This window comes from Desulfatibacillum aliphaticivorans DSM 15576 (genome assembly GCF_000429905.1).
In the GTDB taxonomy this organism is placed as follows: domain Bacteria; phylum Desulfobacterota; class Desulfobacteria; order Desulfobacterales; family Desulfatibacillaceae; genus Desulfatibacillum; species Desulfatibacillum aliphaticivorans.
In genome coordinates this window covers 119,615-135,041 of sequence record NZ_AUCT01000013.1, presented here as the reverse complement: position 1 = coordinate 135,041, position 15,427 = coordinate 119,615, and the positions used below count along the sequence as shown (strand labels likewise).

The following is a 15,427-nucleotide window of genomic DNA, read 5'->3' as shown; positions in this document are numbered from 1 at the left end:
TATCCAGCCCTGCCTGTTCCCCGACAGGCAGGGCTTTTTATTTTGGATCATGGAACCTGCTGTTTTTAAAGCCATATTTTTCTTGGGGTGCATAGCGCATTGCGCAGCCGCCCTATCGTCATTTCTTTCAGTGAAAACACTGGCAAAATCCTTTGTCGGGTTGGGATTTCTCCTGGCTGGAATTTCGTGCATTCTGCGCCTGGTGAAATGGCATCCGCTATTGGCCTTGTATCAGGCCCCGTATTTTGCGGTCTGGGCCTTTGCGGGCATTTGCCTGTTCCGGCCGTTCGCCGGCGACAAGGAACGCAGGCTGTTTTTCGTTATCCTGGCTGCATTATCCCTGCTGGCCTTATTTTTTCCCAAAGACCATTACCTGCCTTTTCTTCAGACGAGAACCGTTTTCGCATTTCTGTTCATGCTGCTGGGCGCAGGCGCCCGGGCGTGCTTTTTCGCCGCCGCAGGCATTGCCGGCGCCTGGCTGCTTTCCCCAGAGGGGGAGCGCCCGGCCATGGCCGCGAAGAAATCCTGGCGCAAGTGGACGGTCTGGGGTTTTGCCTTGTTCACCGCGTCCATGTTCAGCGGGGAATTATGGTCCTACCTGGGGTGGGGCGCCCCCATAGTATGGGAGGACCCGGCCGTCATCGCGGGCATGGTCGTGTGGTTTTATTACGCCCTGTTTCTTCACTTGGATCTTTTACGCTTTTTTGAAACGCATCGCATCGCCTGGGCCGCCGTATTTGGAGCGGTCGTCGCCTTTGTGTTCGCGTGCTTACCGGATATGGGGAGGTTGTTTCCGCCGACATGGATGCCTTGATAAAAAAAAGTTGGCATGCCCTGGCGAGCGTGCGTCTCACCTTCGTGTGCATGACGAACCTTTGCGTGTGCGCGGGATTAGGATACTTTCTGATCAGAAGCCAGGTGCATGTGTTCAAGCCCCTGCAGGATCTCTCGCTGATTTCCTGGGCCAAAACCTGGGGGCTGGCTCATCTCTCCGTGACGTGGTGGTTTTTCCTGCTGCTGGGCTTGCTGGCTTTGCTCTGCCTGAACACCTTTGTGTGCACCACGGACAGGGTGAACGCCATCTGGCGCAACAGGAAGAGGCTTCCCGGCCGGACGTCCCTGGTTTTGCGCCTGTCTCCGCACATCATGCATTACGCCTTGATCATCATCCTGGCCGGGTATCTGACCAGTTACATCTTCGCCAATACGGTGACCAGCCTGATCCTATTGCCCGACCGGCCGACCAGGGTGGAAAACACGTCCATAACCATTACCCTGACCGGCTTGCAAACCCAGACCTATCGGGGAAAGCGCATGGCCCCCTTTGACGGCCGCGCCATCAACGCGACCGCGTCGCTCCTTTTTCAGGATTCCCAGGGCCGAACCAAAACCGCCCGGGCGGGCGTCAACCGCCCCGCCCGGTTTCAGGGCCTGTCCGCGCACATGGCCGAATTTGCGCCCCGGTCCGAAGGAGGCATGGTTCGGCGCAAATACGTGGGATTGACGGTCCGCCAGGACCCCGGCATCCCCATTTACTATGCAGGCATGGCCCTTTTCGTTCTGGGCCTGATTTTTTACGTTTTTTCCATCACCCCCTGGGGTGAAAGGCATATGCGGGGTAGTTATGCTTAGTTTTATTACACAACGCTCAAAAACAAATCACTTCTCGCTTAGGCAAAAATGTGTTGCCAGCGAATATGAAACGTACGGCAAAGCAGGCGCTTCCAAAACCCCCTCCCCCTTGACGGGGGAGGGTTGGGGTGGGGGTGATGGTCATCAGTTAAGGAAAACCGTTTCCCCCCATCCTGTCCTTCCCCCGCCAGGGGGGAAGGGACGAAGGTTCCCGGGCTACCTTTTCACGACACTTCAAACCCAGGACTTGGAGCCAGGGCTTCGATTTTTTTGTCCGCCCTCATTTGCATCTTTACGGCCGCCCTGCTGCTTTGCACCGGCTGTAATTCCTCATCCGAAGCCTCCATCCAGGAGAAACATGCGGAAAAGGCCGCGCCCACGCCAGCCTCTTTTTTAGCCCTGGGCGAGTTTTCCTTGGAATACCTGGACGACGGCTACGTAAAGGTTCGGGACGGCGCCAAGCGGGAATTTTTGCTGGTTCCCTGCGGCAAGCCCCCTTTGGAAGGCTTTCCCAAATGCCGGATCGTGGAAACCCCGGTGCGCAGCGTGGCCGCCTATGGATATTTTGACATCTCCATCCTCAAGGTTCTGGGCGTCATCGATGACGTGCTGGTGGGCGTGACCGCTCCCCAGGACGAATGGGTCATCCCGGAAGTGGTTCAAGGCATGGAATCCGGCAAGATCGCCTACCTGGGAAGCTATAATTCCATAGATTTTGAAGTGCTTAAAAAATCCAGCCCGGAAATGGTCATGACCTGGGATCACTCCGTCATCCCTATTTTGGAGGACCTGGGCATTCCGTGCCTCATCACCTCCACGCCCGTGGCCATGTGTTTAAACGCCAAAATGAAGTTCGTAAATTTTTTGGCGCCCTTTTTCGGCAGGGAGACGGAAGCCTCGGAATATTTCGGCCAGGTGGCCGGCGTCCTGCAGGAAATCGCGGAAAAAGCGGCCCAAACGAATGAGCACCCCAAGGTCATGTGGGGCGACATCTACGAAAAACGCGTGCTGGTAGAGCCGGGCAACGCCTGGGTTGGCGAGTTGGTGGGCCTGGCCATGGGGGACTATGTATTTGACGACGTGTTCGGCGCCTCGTGCATCGAGATTTCCATGGAACGATTCCTGACGGGCGGCGAAGACGCGGAAATCCTCTTTACCTACCGCACGCCCTTGACGGGCGCCACGTCCAAGGAAGCCCTGGCCAAAACCAACCCGTCCATGTCGGCCATACAGCCTTTGCATGCTGGCAAGGTGTTCGCGCCTTTGCCCCATTACGCTCAATCCGGGGACAAATTGGACGAAATTTTATTGGAAATCGCCGCCATTGTGCACCCTGATTTGTACCCTGATTATGAACGGAAGTACTTTACCGAACTGCCCGAGAAAGACGCCTAGATGGAAGATTTTGCACAAATATCCAAACAACGATGGACCGCCGGGTTTATTGGCTTGTCCGCCGCCTTGATGGTCGTCTTATGCGCCAATATATTCCTGGGCTCGGTGAAAATCGACTTCAGCCAGGCTATGCACATCATCATGAGCGGGGACGACGCGAGCACGTTGGGAACCATCCTGTGGAAAATCCGCATTCCCCGCGCCCTGGCAAGCGCCATGGGCGGCGCCTACCTGGCCATAGCCGGCCTGCTGCTCCAGGTATATTTCCGGAACCCTGTGGTCGGGCCTTATATCCTGGGAATCTCCTCCGGCGCCACTCTCATGGTGAGCCTGGTCATGCTTACCTCCCTTCAATTGGGCCTGACGCAAATTGCGCCTTATCTCACCACCTTGGCGGCCTTTGCAGGAGCCTATGGGGTCATGATGCTGGTCCTTGCCGCAGCTTCCAGGATTCGCCAGGGGGTGACGCTTTTAATCCTTGGCCTCATGATCGGCTACCTTTGCCATGCGGTGACCAGCATCTTGGTGGCCTTCGCTGAAAAGGAGCAGGTCAAGGGCTTTGTTTTGTGGCAATTAGGCAGTTTTTCGGGATTTCATCAATCCGAAATATATATTTTGTTTTTTGGTGGAGGGGCCGTCGCGTTCGGCGTGTATCTGCTTTCCAAGCCCCTCAACGCGTTCTTGCTGGGTGAGGAATATGCGGCTTCCATGGGAGTGAATATTCGCTTGTTCCGCATCCTCATCCTTTTAGCGGCCTGCGCCCTCGCCGGAATGGTGACGGGCATGGCCGGTCCTGTAGCCTTCATAGGCCTGGCGGTCCCCCATATGGCCAGGCTGGTTTTCAGGACCTCGGATAACAATGTACTGGCGCCGGGGGCGGCCCTGCTGGGAGCAGTGGTTACCGGTATTTGCGACCTCCTTGCCCGGTTGCTGTTCTCACCGGTGGAATTGCCCATATCGGCCATCACGGCCTTTTTCGGCGCGCCCATTGTTATCGGACTACTGTTGCGCAGGAGGGTGGTCTCATGAATGGTAAACCCGATGCAGCCATTTTTACTCAAGACCTCTGTGTGGGTTATGGAAACAAGGAAGTTCTTTACGGCCTGGATCTTTCTTTTCCGCCCGGGACATTTACGGCGCTCCTGGGGCCCAACGGGGCCGGTAAAACCACCCTCCTGCGCACCTTAGCGCGTTTGCTTCCCCCTGTAAGGGGTAAAATTTTTCTGCAGGGGAAAAATTTGTACGACTACTCCGCTTCCGCTCTGGCCAAGCGCCTTTCCGTGGTATTGACCGAAAAGGTCAACCCCGGCGTCTTCACCATGTTTGAATTCGTCTCTCTGGGACGCCACCCCCACACCGGATTTATGGGCCGGTTGTCGGGCCGCGACCTGGAAGTGGTCAGGGAATGCCTGGAATGGGTCAAAGCGGCAAACCTGGCCCATCGGCAAATGGGCGAGCTTTCCGACGGGGAGCGCCAAAAGGTTTCCATCGCCAGAGCCCTGGCTCAGGAGCCGGAAATCATTCTTTTGGACGAACCCACCATGCACCTGGACCTGAAACACCGCATGGAGGTCATGGGTATTTTACGCCAGCTTTGCCGGGAAAAAGGGCTGGCCGTGGCCGCCTCCCTCCACGACGTGGACGTGGCCGCCAGGGTGTCGGACATAGCCGTGTGCGTGGCAAAGGGCAGGGCGGCCCGCTCCGGCCCCACGGAGCAAGTGCTTTCCGAAAACCGGGTGGCGGAGCTTTATGAATTCGAAGACGCCAGCTTTGACTCGAGCCTGTGCACACTGGAAATGCGCCCCAAAGCCAGCCGGGAAAAGGTTTTTGTAAACTCCGGCATGGGAAGCGGGGCCGGTTTGTTCCGGCTTCTCTCCAAGCACGGATTCTCCCTGGCCGCGGGAGTCGTGCACGCCAACGACCTGGACTGTTTTGTGGCTTCCGCCATCGGAGCCGATTGCTTTATCCAAAGCCCCCAGGAGCCCGTGGGCGGCGATTCCCTGGATAACGCCCTGAAATCCGCACTCCGCGCAGACCTGATTGTGGACGCCGGTTACGAAATCGGCCCGGCCAACCGAAATAACACCCGGTTGATCCAGGCGGCCCTCTCAGCCCATAAGCCCGTGTTCTCCCTGCGCTCCAAACAGGACGCACAATCCATCTACGGTAAGGACTCTTCGTCCATAATCCTGTGCAACAGCGCCACCGAACTGTTGGAAAAGCTCCTGGCCGCCAGCCGGCCCGGGCTGCATGGAGAATGACCATGGAAAACCGCCCCATCAAATACCTGACCCTTTCGGTCACCGGCAAGTGCAACCTGGCTTGCAAATATTGCTACAGGGGCGAACCCAATAACGATGTCATGAAGCCCGAATGGGCGAAAACGGCCATTGACCTGGCGGCCGCCGGCGGCGAGAGCTTCCACATTCAAATCACGGGCGGAGAGCCCTTACTGGCCTGGGACGTGGTTCTGGAAATTCTGGATTACATCCAAAAATCAAAGGTTCAGGCCAGCGTTGGCCTGCAAACCAACGGAACGCTTATTGACGACAATATTGCCCGGGCCTTGCTCACACACAAGGTCCAATTGGGCGTTTCTTTGGACGGCCCCATCCATATCCACAACAAATTGCGGGGAAAGGCCGAGCAGACCTTGAACAACCTGGCGCTCCTTACCGACCGTAACGTACCGTTTCGAACCACCACCGTGGTTACTGCGGATAACGCCGCCAGTTTGGGCAAAACCGCCCTGCTTCTGGCCGCGTTCCCCACCATCCAGGGCATGGCTTTGGATCTTTTGGTTCGCAAAGGATCTCAACCAAAGTCCGGTGTTTTTCCGCCTTCTCATCAAGCGCTGGTTGACGGGCTTGAGGATCTACAGCGCTGCCTTGACTTTGTAAACGCCCGCAGGAAAAGCCCCATTGCCCTCCGGGAGGCCGAAAGGCTGTTTCGCCCTTCTTCAAACCGAAAAACAAAGGCCTATTGCCGCGCTCAACTGGGGCAAAGCCTGGCTGTGAGTCCTGCCGGCGGGGTTTATCCCTGCGGGCAAGCTATTGGAGATCCGGCATTTTTTAAGGGAAACATCATGGAGGGCGCAGCGCCCCTCATATGCACAGCGCTGATCAAGCACTCCATTTATAAGGAATGCCGCACCTGCGAGGCCAGGGAGGTTTGCCCGGGAGAATGCCCCTCCCGCCTCTATTACAACAAGGAAACCGGAGCGCCTTTATCCTGCGTTATGACAAGAACCCTTTTCAAGCTGCACAAAGAGGCTTCGGCCGCGTAGCCATGCTATCAGGGAAAAGATTATGAGCCAATTCAGCCTTTGCTATTTCAGCGCCACTTCCATGGAGATCCAATCCTTGTCCGGGGGAATTCAACGTTTTCTGGGCCAGGGCGGCCTGGCCCGGGTTTTCGCCCGGACCCAAAGCCAGCTTTTCGATCAAAGGCAAATTGATTCCTTTGTCAAGCGCGCCATGACTTCCGATATTGTTATCATAGGCCTCCACGGCGGAAAGCAATCCTGCCCGGCCTGGGACGCCATGATGGCTGCCATGGAAATGGAAGACGGGGCCAAGCCCCTGCTGCACGTCCAACCCACGGGCGGAGACGAAGAGTCCATGGCTCTGGCTCAGGAGTACTCCACCCGATTCGACTCCCCGGAATGGAAGGATATCTGCGCCTATCTTTCCTACGGCGGCGCCATGAATTTTTGTTCCCTCATGCGGTATCTGGAAGCCTTTTTGGACAGACGGGCGCCCGACGCGCCTTTGCCCGAGGTTTTGCCCCAGGAGGGAATCTACCACCCGGATTTTCCCGGCATCCCCTCTATTGAGGAGTATAAGGAGAAAAATATCCGCCCTGGCAGGCTGACGGTGGGCCTGTGGTTTTATCAATCCTATTGGGTGAACAACAATCTGGCCTATATTGACGCAATCATACGGGAAATAGAGCGGCGGGGCGCCAACGTCATCCCCGTGTTTCACCAACGGTTTAAGGACGTCGTGGTTAAAAACCGGGGCTCGGATTACGTGGTGGAAAATTTTTTCATGGAGGACGGAAAGTCCGTTATTGACGTCCTGATCAACCCCATGATGTTCGCCCTCACCATGGTTTCCAAAGAGTACAAAAAACTCTATCCCGCCATGAACGTTCCGGTCATCCAGGCCATGATGACCATGCAGCCCCAAGAGGTTTGGCGGGCTTCGGTCCAGGGCATGAAAACCATGGAGGTTTCGTTCAATGCGGCCCAGCCTGAATTTGACGGCGCCCTTATTACCGTACCCATAGCCAGCCGGGAGGAAGAGGACGTTGACCCGGTCACGGGGGCCCTGCTCAGCCGGTACAAGCCCATTGAAAACCGCAGCAAAAAAATGGTCTCCCTGGCGCTCAACTGGGGCAGGCTTTCCAAATTGAAAAACAGCGAGAAAAAAGTCGCCATCGTCTTTCATCACTACCCGCCCCGAAACGACCGGATCGGCTGCGCCAGGGGCCTGGACAGTTTCGAGTCGGTCAAGCTCATGCTGGACAGGATGAAAAACGACGGATACCAGGTGGAGGAATGCTTTGAAAACGGCCAGCAACTGGCCGAACGCATCCTGGGCTGCATGACCTGCGACCAACGGTGGCTCACCTACGATAAAATGGCGGAACGCTGCCAGGCTTTCGCCTCGGACAAGGAATACAAGCCATGGCACGAAGGGCTTCCCGCAGCAACGCGGCAGAAGCAAACCCACGATTGGGGAAAAATCCCCGGCGAACTCTTTGTTTACAAAGAGCAAATGATGTTTCCGGGATTCGTCAACGGCAATGTGTTCGTGACCATCCAGCCGCCCAGGGGCTTTTTCGAAAACACGGAAGCCATCTATCACGACATGTACCTTTCTCCGCCGCACCATTATCTGGCGCACTACCGATGGATTAAAAACGTGTTCAAGGCCGACGCCGTCATGCACATTGGCAAGCACGGGTCCCTGGAATGGCTGCCAGGCAAGGCTCTCGGCCTGTCCGAGGAATGCTATCCCGACTCGGCCATCATGGATCTGCCCAACATCTATCCTTACATCATCAACGATCCCAGCGAGGGCGCCCAGGCCAAAAGGCGTTCCTATTGCTGCATTATCGACCACCTGACCCCGGTCTTCACCAATGCGGACTTGTATGAAGACCTGACCAAGGTGGAATCCAAGGTCAAGGAATACGAGGACGCCAAAAAGGAAGATCCGGCAAAATGCAGTGTGCTCAAGCCCCTGGTGTGGGAGGCGGTCAAGGAGGCGGATCTGGACAAGGACCTGGAGGCGGCGGAGGAAAGCGTTTTTGCTGACTTTAACGCATTCCTGGAAAAGCTCCATTCCTACATGCACGAGCTTTCCGACACCATGATCGAGGACGGCCTGCACACCTTCTCCGTTCCGCCCCAAGGCGAGCAGTTGGTGGAGTTTCTGGTCCAACTCACCCGCCTGGATAATGGGGACGTCCCGTCCTTGCGGGAGTCCGTGTGCCAGACATTGGGGTGGGACATGGACGTGCTGCTGGACAACAAAGGCAACGCCTTGGCTCAATATGGCGGTAAAAAAGGCGGTGAATGCATCCGCCTGGCTCACGAGACCGCCCTGGCCATGGTGGGTAATTTCCACAAGACCGGTTTTGATAAAAACGCCGTTCCCTCTATTGTCGAGGACGCTGTTGGCAAGCGCGACCTTATGCTGGAAAAAAGCCTGGCATACATCGCCGAATCTCTGGCGCCCAATATAGCCAGGACTACCGAAGAAATAGACGCAACCATGGCCGGCCTGAACGGCGAATTCGTTCCGCCCGGCCCTTCCGGCGCGCCCTCCAGAGGGCAGGCGGACATATTGCCCACGGGCCGCAATTTTTATTCCGTGGACCCCCTGACCATCCCCACGCCAGGCGCCTGGGAGGTGGGGGTGCGGCTGGGCGACGCGCTCATTGAACGCACCCGGGAGGAAACAGGCAAATATCCTGAAAACGTAGGCATCGTCATATACGGCGGCCCCACCATGCGATCCCGGGGGGATGACATCGCCGAGATCCTCTATCTGTATGGTTTGAAACCTGTGTGGGCCAAGGGAAGCGGCAGGGTTGTCGGCCTGGAGGTCATCCCTTCCTCGCAACTAAACAGGCCGAGAATCGACGTCACCCCCCGGACATCGGGATTCTTCCGGGATTCCTTTCCCAATCTCATGGAATTGCTGGATGATGCAGCCCAAATGGCCGCCGTCCTGGACGAACCTGAAGAATCCAACCTGATCCGCAAGCACGTGGTCACGGACATGCAGACCTATATGGAATCGGGCATGAGTAAAGACGAAGCCTTTCGGGAAGCCACGTTCCGGGTTTTCGGCTGTCCTCCCGGCGCTTACGGCGCGGGCGTGGCCGAACTGGTGGAATCCAAGCAGTGGGACACGCAGGACGACCTGGCCGCCAATTACATCCGCTATTCCTCCCATGCCTATGGAAAAGGAACCTACGGCGCTCAAAAGCCCGAAACCTTCCGCAGGGTCTTGTCCCGCATGGACACAACAGTAAAAAATGAGGACTCCCGCGAATACGACATGATGAGCTGCACGGATTATTACAATTATTACGGAGGCTTGATTGTGGCGGCCAAAACCGTCCGGGGCGAGGCCCCCTTGTCCCTGATGGGGGACAGCTCCGACCCGAGACGGGTGAAAATGCGCACCACGCAGGAGGAAGCCAAGCACATCCTCCGGTCTCGCCTTATCAATCCCAAGTGGCTGGACGGCCTCAAACGCCACGGATACAAAGGCGCCGGCGACATCTCCCACATGATGGACGTCATGCTCGGCTGGGACGCCACGGCGGACGTCATGGATGACTGGATGTACGAGCGGGTCGCTAATAAATACGCTCTGGACCGGGAAATGCAGGATTGGATGAAAGAGGTCAATCCCTACGCCCTGCAAAACATCCTGGACAAGCTGCTGGAGGCCATCAAGCGGGGCATGTGGAACGCCTCGGAGGAAATGGAGGAAAACCTCATGCAGGAATACCTGGATATGGAAGGCGAAATCGAGGAGTTGACCGAGTAACCATGATAGTGCGTCTTTTTATATTGCTTTTTCTGTCAGCCCTGATGCTTTTCCCTCCATGGGCTTTGGCCGATGCGGACCGGGTAGTCCTTGAAGAAGAGGAAATCAGGGCCATGCAGGCCCAGTCCATTGAGGACGTGTTAAACAGGACCCCAGGTGTGAAGGCCTCAAGCTCCAGCATATCCATCAGAGGGTCGTACAAAGTTAAAGTGCTTTTGGACGGCAGGCCCATCAATGATGCAACCCATGCAGGCAGCGTGCGCTGGGACTTGGTTTCCCTGGAAAGCCTAAGCCGGATAGAGGTGTTGAAAAGCGGCGGCGTGGAATACGGAGAGGACGCCAGCGGCGGCGTAATTCTAATAAGCACGGGGAGCATCAAGACCTTTTCGGGCCGGATAAAGGGTTACGGAGGCAATTACGGCGGCGCATATGGAAGCGCATCCGTCCAGGCGGCCCAAGGCAAGCTCGGCGTCGGGTTTGACGCGGGATGTGAGCGCACAGACGGATTCCGCATAAACAACGACAAGCAAACCCTGCGAGCGGGGGCGCGGCTTCAGTACAAGGCCTCGGATAAACGCACGCTTTCCTTGTCCGGTAACATTGTGGATATGGAGCAGGGATACGCCGGACTGCCCGAATACCCCACTCCCCACTCCCGTAATGATCAGAGCCAAGGCTCCTTGCTTCTTGACGGCAAGATAGACTCCCTGGCCTCTAAAACCTACTTTAACTTCGGCGACTCGGAAAACACGGACCACAGCAAAAACCTGGACTCAATCCTCCGCTCCACGGAATGGGGGCAGAAATTCCTTCTCCAGGCGAACGACGGGCCGTTGCAGGGGATGTCTGTTGGCGCCGGAGGAAAGTGCATCCGGGCTCAGGGTACAGGGTTTGGAGGGCATGACGAACACGGCTTTTTCGCTTTCGCCAAAAAAGGCTTTCCTTTGGGGAGCCTCCCTCTTTCCCTTTCTTTGGGCCTTAGAGGCGATTACTATTCCGAATACGACCCGGTGTTGAACCCGGAAGCGGCACTGATGTGGACAATCGGACAACGGACCTTCCAGGCCAAAGCAAACCTCTCGGCCAACACTCCCACCATCAGGCAGCGCTACAGCAAAAGTTCGACGACCAATCCCAATCCCGGGCTGGGCCTGGAGAACGTGCAAAGCTGCTCCCTTTCCTATCAGGACGAAACAGCGCCCTGGTTGCATTGGGGGGCGACTCTTTTTGCAAATTTCATCAGGGATCGCATTACCTATGTTCGCCATGGGGCCATGGGCCAGTACCAAAACTTCGGAGAAACCTCCCTCAAGGGAGGAGAGGCGAACGTCAAGTTGATTCCATGCAGGTGTTTTTCGCTCGCCGCTTCCTACACCTACCTGGAAGCCAAAGACGATGAAACCGGCCTTTGGCTGACTTGCAAACCCAAGCACAAGGTCAAGTGTGAAGCCGCCTTTCAGCCCTGGGACAGTCTTTTGATGGGGCTTTCTGTGAACTACTACTCCAGCCAATTCACCCTTACGGACAATTCAGAGCAGGTCTCCGAATACGCAACGGCGGATTTTCGCGCGGAATACAAGCACGATAGCTTCTCCCTGTTTGGAGAAGTGGAAAACCTGGCTGACAAAACATATCTCTACGGCGACGGGTATCCGGGATGGCCCCGCACTTGGACCGCAGGGGCCAGCGTTGGGTTTTAGCCGGAGCGGGAACACATACGACTTAACGAGGATTTGATTAATGCTTATGGGCCAATATTACGAGGGCATGGAGCTTCACAGAGGCGACAAAATTCTGATTGTCCGCTTTACCTCTCCGCACCGGACTATTTCTACCTGCCGGGCTGAAGGCGGCCTGACGGACGATTACGACGGCATGTTCAACCAGCAAGGGTGCGAACCGACCAATCACATGCATGGCGTGCAAAAGACAGCGGTGACGGACCCGGCGGAGTACCGCAGGATAGCCTGCAAGCAACACGGCCTGGGTTCGGAAAAATGGGCGACGCTTGGCACGGCCGCCAATATGAACTGCGCAGCCGTGGCCGTGGAGTCCTTTCGGGACCTCATGGTGGTTACGGCCTGTACAGGCGGAGTGGAAACCAATGCCGGCCGCGTGGGCGACCCGGCTTCGTTTTGGGAAACGGAAACCGGAAGCGAAAAACTGGAAGCGCCCCAGCCGCCCCCTCACGGCACCATCAACACCATGATCTGCATCAACAAGGAGCTGACCAAAGGCGCCATGGTCCGGGCGGTCATGACCGCCACGGAGGCTAAGACGGCGGTTTTGCAGGAACTTGCAGTCAACTCCCGGTATTCAGACGGCCTGGCCACTGGCACGGGAACAGATCAGATCGCCATCGCTTCCAAGTTGAATACAGGAAAACCCATGACCGGAGCAGGGAAACACTCCAAACTCGGGGAGTTGATCGGGCTGGCCGTAAAAAAAGCGATCAAGCAGACCCTGCTGCGTCAAAACGGCATGAACCCGGAAAGGCAATGCTCCTGCCGCATTCATTTGCAGCGTTTTGGTGTGACCAAAGAATCCATGCTCCGGGGAATGGCCGCCTGTCTGAACCAACAGGAGCAGCAACTTTTAGAGGATAATTTTTCCTGCATTGACAAAGACCCGGTCACCGCCGGGGCTATTATGGCCCTGGTCCACATTCGGGACAAGTATGCATGGGGACTCTTGCCGGAAACCTGCCTGCCCGAATTGATGGGAGGCCAGGCTGCGTTGGCGGCATGTTCCATTTCCGGCGATTTTTCCAGATTTACGCAATATAGGGAAGAACTATCCCCTAGCTCCCAAAAGATGAGCTCAGCCGAATTTTTGGATTTGGCGCTGAAAGCTCTGGGCCTTGGATTCCGCGACAAGTGGACTATGAAAAGTCAAAATACGGATAACAAAGAAAGGGGGGGAGAGAAAAAGAGCAATTAACCTTTAAATAAAAGGAGCAGCTCCGGCGCCGCAAAGCTTAATAGGGAAGACGGTGAAAATCCGTCACGGGTGCGCCGCTGTTACCGGGGACGAAAGCCGCAATGAATCCACTGTTCGCTGCATGGGAATGGGAAGGAGCGGTTACTAGGACGATCCGGAAGTCAGAAGACCTGGCGGGGTTGCGCAATCGGTAAAGGTCGGCGAGTCACCCGGCCTCGACTTCCTTCGCACAGGTGCGCGGTATTTGAGCGGCCGCAAGGGGATTATTGCATCCGGCCGCCCGTGAGGTTGGGCTGTATCTCGCCGAAACGATGATGATGTTGAGCAATTAGAGAGGAATGGACGAATGAATCGTTTGGCAAAACAATGCTTCATGGGCGTTTTCGCCTTGTCAGCGTGCGTGTGTTTATTAATTCAAACGGGTTTTGCGGAAGAAATTGCAGAGCCGAAGACTGACGAAACCATCGTGGTGAAATCCACAAAAATCGAAAGAAAACTGGAGAACGTGACGGACTCCATGACCGTGATCTCGGAGTACGACATCAAGTCCAAGCAGTTTACGGACTTCACCGAGGTGCTGCGCTTTACTCCCGGAGTGGAATTCAAACAGGCCGGCGGTCCGGGGCAGTTTAGCTATCCCAAAATGCGCGGTTACGGCGAGGGCCACTTTCTCGTTGTAATAGACGGCGTGAAAATCAACGAGGGTCTTGGCGGCAGCGTTGGACATTTTTTGGGCCAGTTAGACCCAGGCATTGTGGAAAACGTTGAAATCCTCCGGGGCCCCCAGACCGCCTTGTACGGCGCCAACACCACGGCGGGCGTCATCGCCATCACCACCAAGGGCGGGGTGGAAGGTCAGCAGATCAACTTCGGCGGCGAATACGGCTCTTTGGATTGGAAAAAGGCCTACGCCTCCTCCCGGGGAACCAAAGACAATTTAAAGTACGGTGTAAATGTAGCCATGACCGATTCCGGCGGCGTGCATAAATTCGAAACCTACGACAATCAAACCGCCAGCGCCAACATGGGATACACTTTGGGAAGCGTGGAACTGGGGGCTTCCCTGACTTACATGAAAACGGAGTTCAATTCCGCGGAACTGGATGAATCCTCTGATGATTGCAGCCAGGCCAATACGACTCACTGGGCGTTCCAGACTCCCGACCCCCACAACACCAACACCTACGATCATTGGATCGGCTCCTTAAGCGTTAACCACACAATCAACGAAAAATTTTCCCAGAAAGCCATGTACGGATGGTTTAAGAAGGAAAGCACTGGCATCGACATTGACGACGGTTTTTTGGGATATCAGGAAGCTCCGTATGATGGTTTTGTTTTTGGCGGAGTAACATACCCCAATGCAGGAGATCGGGTCCCGGTTTCCGACGGCGGCAACGGGCTTTCCTCCAATACAAAAAACCAGAACTACCAATTTGAATACAACTTCATCTACGATGCGAACATTGGGCAAAACCACGCCAACACCCTGCTTTTGGGTTACGAGTATATCAAGCAGGAAGGCCAGAAATGGGGGCGTTACGGAGAAGCCGAAGCCGAAGCCAAGAATGACTCCTTTTTCCTGAACGACCAGCTTCTGCTTATGGATGAAACCCTGATCCTCTCCGCCGGACTCCGCTTTGACGACCACGAGACCTACAGCGACCAAACCAACTACAAACTGGGCGCGTCCTACCTGTTCAAGAGCGTGGGAACCACGCTGTTCACGAACTATGGAACCAGCTTCCGCGCTCCTACCTTCTCCAACATGTACGACCCCAAATACGGCAATCCGGGCATTACTCCGGAGGACGGCTGGACCTACGAAGGCGGCGTCCGGCAGAGCCTGTTCGGCAAACGCCTAAACGCCGAGGTCTGCTATTGGAAGAGCGAACTGGATAACATCATTGTCTATGACAGCAAACAAAAACGTTTTTACGTGAATGGAACAGGCGCATACGTAAACCGCGACAACGGCGAGACCGAAGGCGTGGAACTGGGTTTGTCATTCATGGCGACGCACACAGTGACCGTTTCAGCCAATTACACCTATTGCGACTCTTACAGCTTTGAAGACGGAGAAAAGTTCCGCAACGTCCAGGTCGCCCGCAACAAGGCCAACCTGGATATCGCGTATGACGACGGCAAATACACTTTCAACATTCATCCTTATTACACAGGCCCCCGCCTGCGCTGGAACGGGGATATTGAAATGGACGACTACCTAAGGGTGGATGCGGCGGCCAGCGTCCGGGTGCTGAATAACGTCAAGCTGTACACCCGGTTGGAAAACCTGACTGACGATAAGACTCAGGAAGGCCTCGGTTACGAACAGCCCGGCTTCTACGGCATCATCGGCGTGGAAATCGAGCATTAACCATGTAAGG

Annotated in this window: 10 protein-coding genes and 1 riboswitch; all 10 genes read left to right on the top strand. The window is 55.9% G+C overall.

Annotated features, from left to right (window positions below; all coding sequences use genetic code 11):
- Window positions 1–130: 130 nt before the first annotated feature.
- Window positions 131–814 carry a cytochrome c biogenesis protein CcsA gene (gene ccsA / locus G491_RS0114395; protein WP_169829438.1) on the top strand — a complete coding sequence of 228 codons (684 nt, stop codon included), beginning with the start codon at window positions 131–133 and terminating at the stop codon, window positions 812–814.
- Entirely contained in the window at window positions 802–1,632 is an 831-nt protein-coding gene (locus G491_RS0114390; RefSeq protein ID WP_028315089.1) for a hypothetical protein, read from the top strand. The genes ccsA and G491_RS0114390 overlap by 13 nt, the downstream gene beginning before the upstream one ends.
- Window positions 1,633–1,902: 270 nt before the next feature.
- Window positions 1,903–3,027, top strand: coding sequence for an ABC transporter substrate-binding protein (locus G491_RS0114385; RefSeq protein ID WP_028315088.1), 1,125 nt, complete (start codon window positions 1,903–1,905; stop codon window positions 3,025–3,027).
- The gene (locus G491_RS0114380) at window positions 3,028–4,056 is read left to right on the top strand and encodes a FecCD family ABC transporter permease (protein ID WP_028315087.1); all 1,029 of its coding nucleotides are present in this window, start codon (window positions 3,028–3,030) and stop codon (window positions 4,054–4,056) included.
- Window positions 4,053–5,288, top strand: coding sequence for an ABC transporter ATP-binding protein (locus tag G491_RS0114375; protein ID WP_028315086.1), 1,236 nt, complete (start codon window positions 4,053–4,055; stop codon window positions 5,286–5,288). Before G491_RS0114380 ends, G491_RS0114375 begins: the two co-directional genes overlap by 4 nt.
- A 2-nt stretch (window positions 5,289–5,290) precedes the next feature.
- Window positions 5,291–6,313: a radical SAM/SPASM domain-containing protein gene (locus G491_RS0114370; RefSeq protein WP_028315085.1), complete on the top strand. Its 1,023-nt coding sequence runs from the start codon at window positions 5,291–5,293 to the stop codon at window positions 6,311–6,313.
- Window positions 6,314–6,335: 22 nt separating this feature from the next.
- The gene (cobN, locus tag G491_RS0114365; protein WP_028315084.1) at window positions 6,336–10,100 is read left to right on the top strand and encodes a cobaltochelatase subunit CobN; all 3,765 of its coding nucleotides are present in this window, start codon (window positions 6,336–6,338) and stop codon (window positions 10,098–10,100) included.
- A 2-nt stretch (window positions 10,101–10,102) separates the two neighbouring features.
- Window positions 10,103–11,800 (top strand): TonB-dependent receptor plug domain-containing protein, encoded by a 1,698-nt coding sequence (locus G491_RS0114360; protein ID WP_028315083.1) that lies wholly within the window; start codon window positions 10,103–10,105, stop codon window positions 11,798–11,800.
- Window positions 11,801–11,840: 40 nt separating this feature from the next.
- Window positions 11,841–13,040, top strand: coding sequence for an adenosylcobinamide amidohydrolase (locus tag G491_RS0114355; RefSeq protein ID WP_028315082.1), 1,200 nt, complete (start codon window positions 11,841–11,843; stop codon window positions 13,038–13,040).
- A 6-nt stretch (window positions 13,041–13,046) separates the two neighbouring features.
- Window positions 13,047–13,232: riboswitch (cobalamin riboswitch) on the top strand.
- Between the two features lie 154 nt (window positions 13,233–13,386).
- Window positions 13,387–15,417, top strand: a complete 2,031-nt coding sequence (locus G491_RS0114350; protein ID WP_028315081.1) for a TonB-dependent receptor plug domain-containing protein — start codon at window positions 13,387–13,389, stop codon at window positions 15,415–15,417.
- Window positions 15,418–15,427: the final 10 nt, after the last annotated feature.

Bases quoted from the DNA above. Each gene is read 5' to 3' on its own strand.
- G491_RS0114390 (WP_028315089.1), top strand. From the start codon at position 802: ATGGATGCCTTGATAAAAAAAAGTTGGCATGCCCTGGCGAGCGTGCGT.
- G491_RS0114380 (WP_028315087.1), top strand. From the start codon at position 3,028: ATGGAAGATTTTGCACAAATATCCAAACAACGATGGACCGCCGGGTTT.
- G491_RS0114375 (WP_028315086.1), top strand. From the start codon at position 4,053: ATGAATGGTAAACCCGATGCAGCCATTTTTACTCAAGACCTCTGTGTG.
- G491_RS0114370 (WP_028315085.1), top strand. From the start codon at position 5,291: ATGGAAAACCGCCCCATCAAATACCTGACCCTTTCGGTCACCGGCAAG.
- cobN (WP_028315084.1), top strand. From the start codon at position 6,336: ATGAGCCAATTCAGCCTTTGCTATTTCAGCGCCACTTCCATGGAGATC.
- G491_RS0114360 (WP_028315083.1), top strand. From the start codon at position 10,103: ATGATAGTGCGTCTTTTTATATTGCTTTTTCTGTCAGCCCTGATGCTT.
- G491_RS0114355 (WP_028315082.1), top strand. From the start codon at position 11,841: ATGCTTATGGGCCAATATTACGAGGGCATGGAGCTTCACAGAGGCGAC.
- G491_RS0114350 (WP_028315081.1), top strand. From the start codon at position 13,387: ATGAATCGTTTGGCAAAACAATGCTTCATGGGCGTTTTCGCCTTGTCA.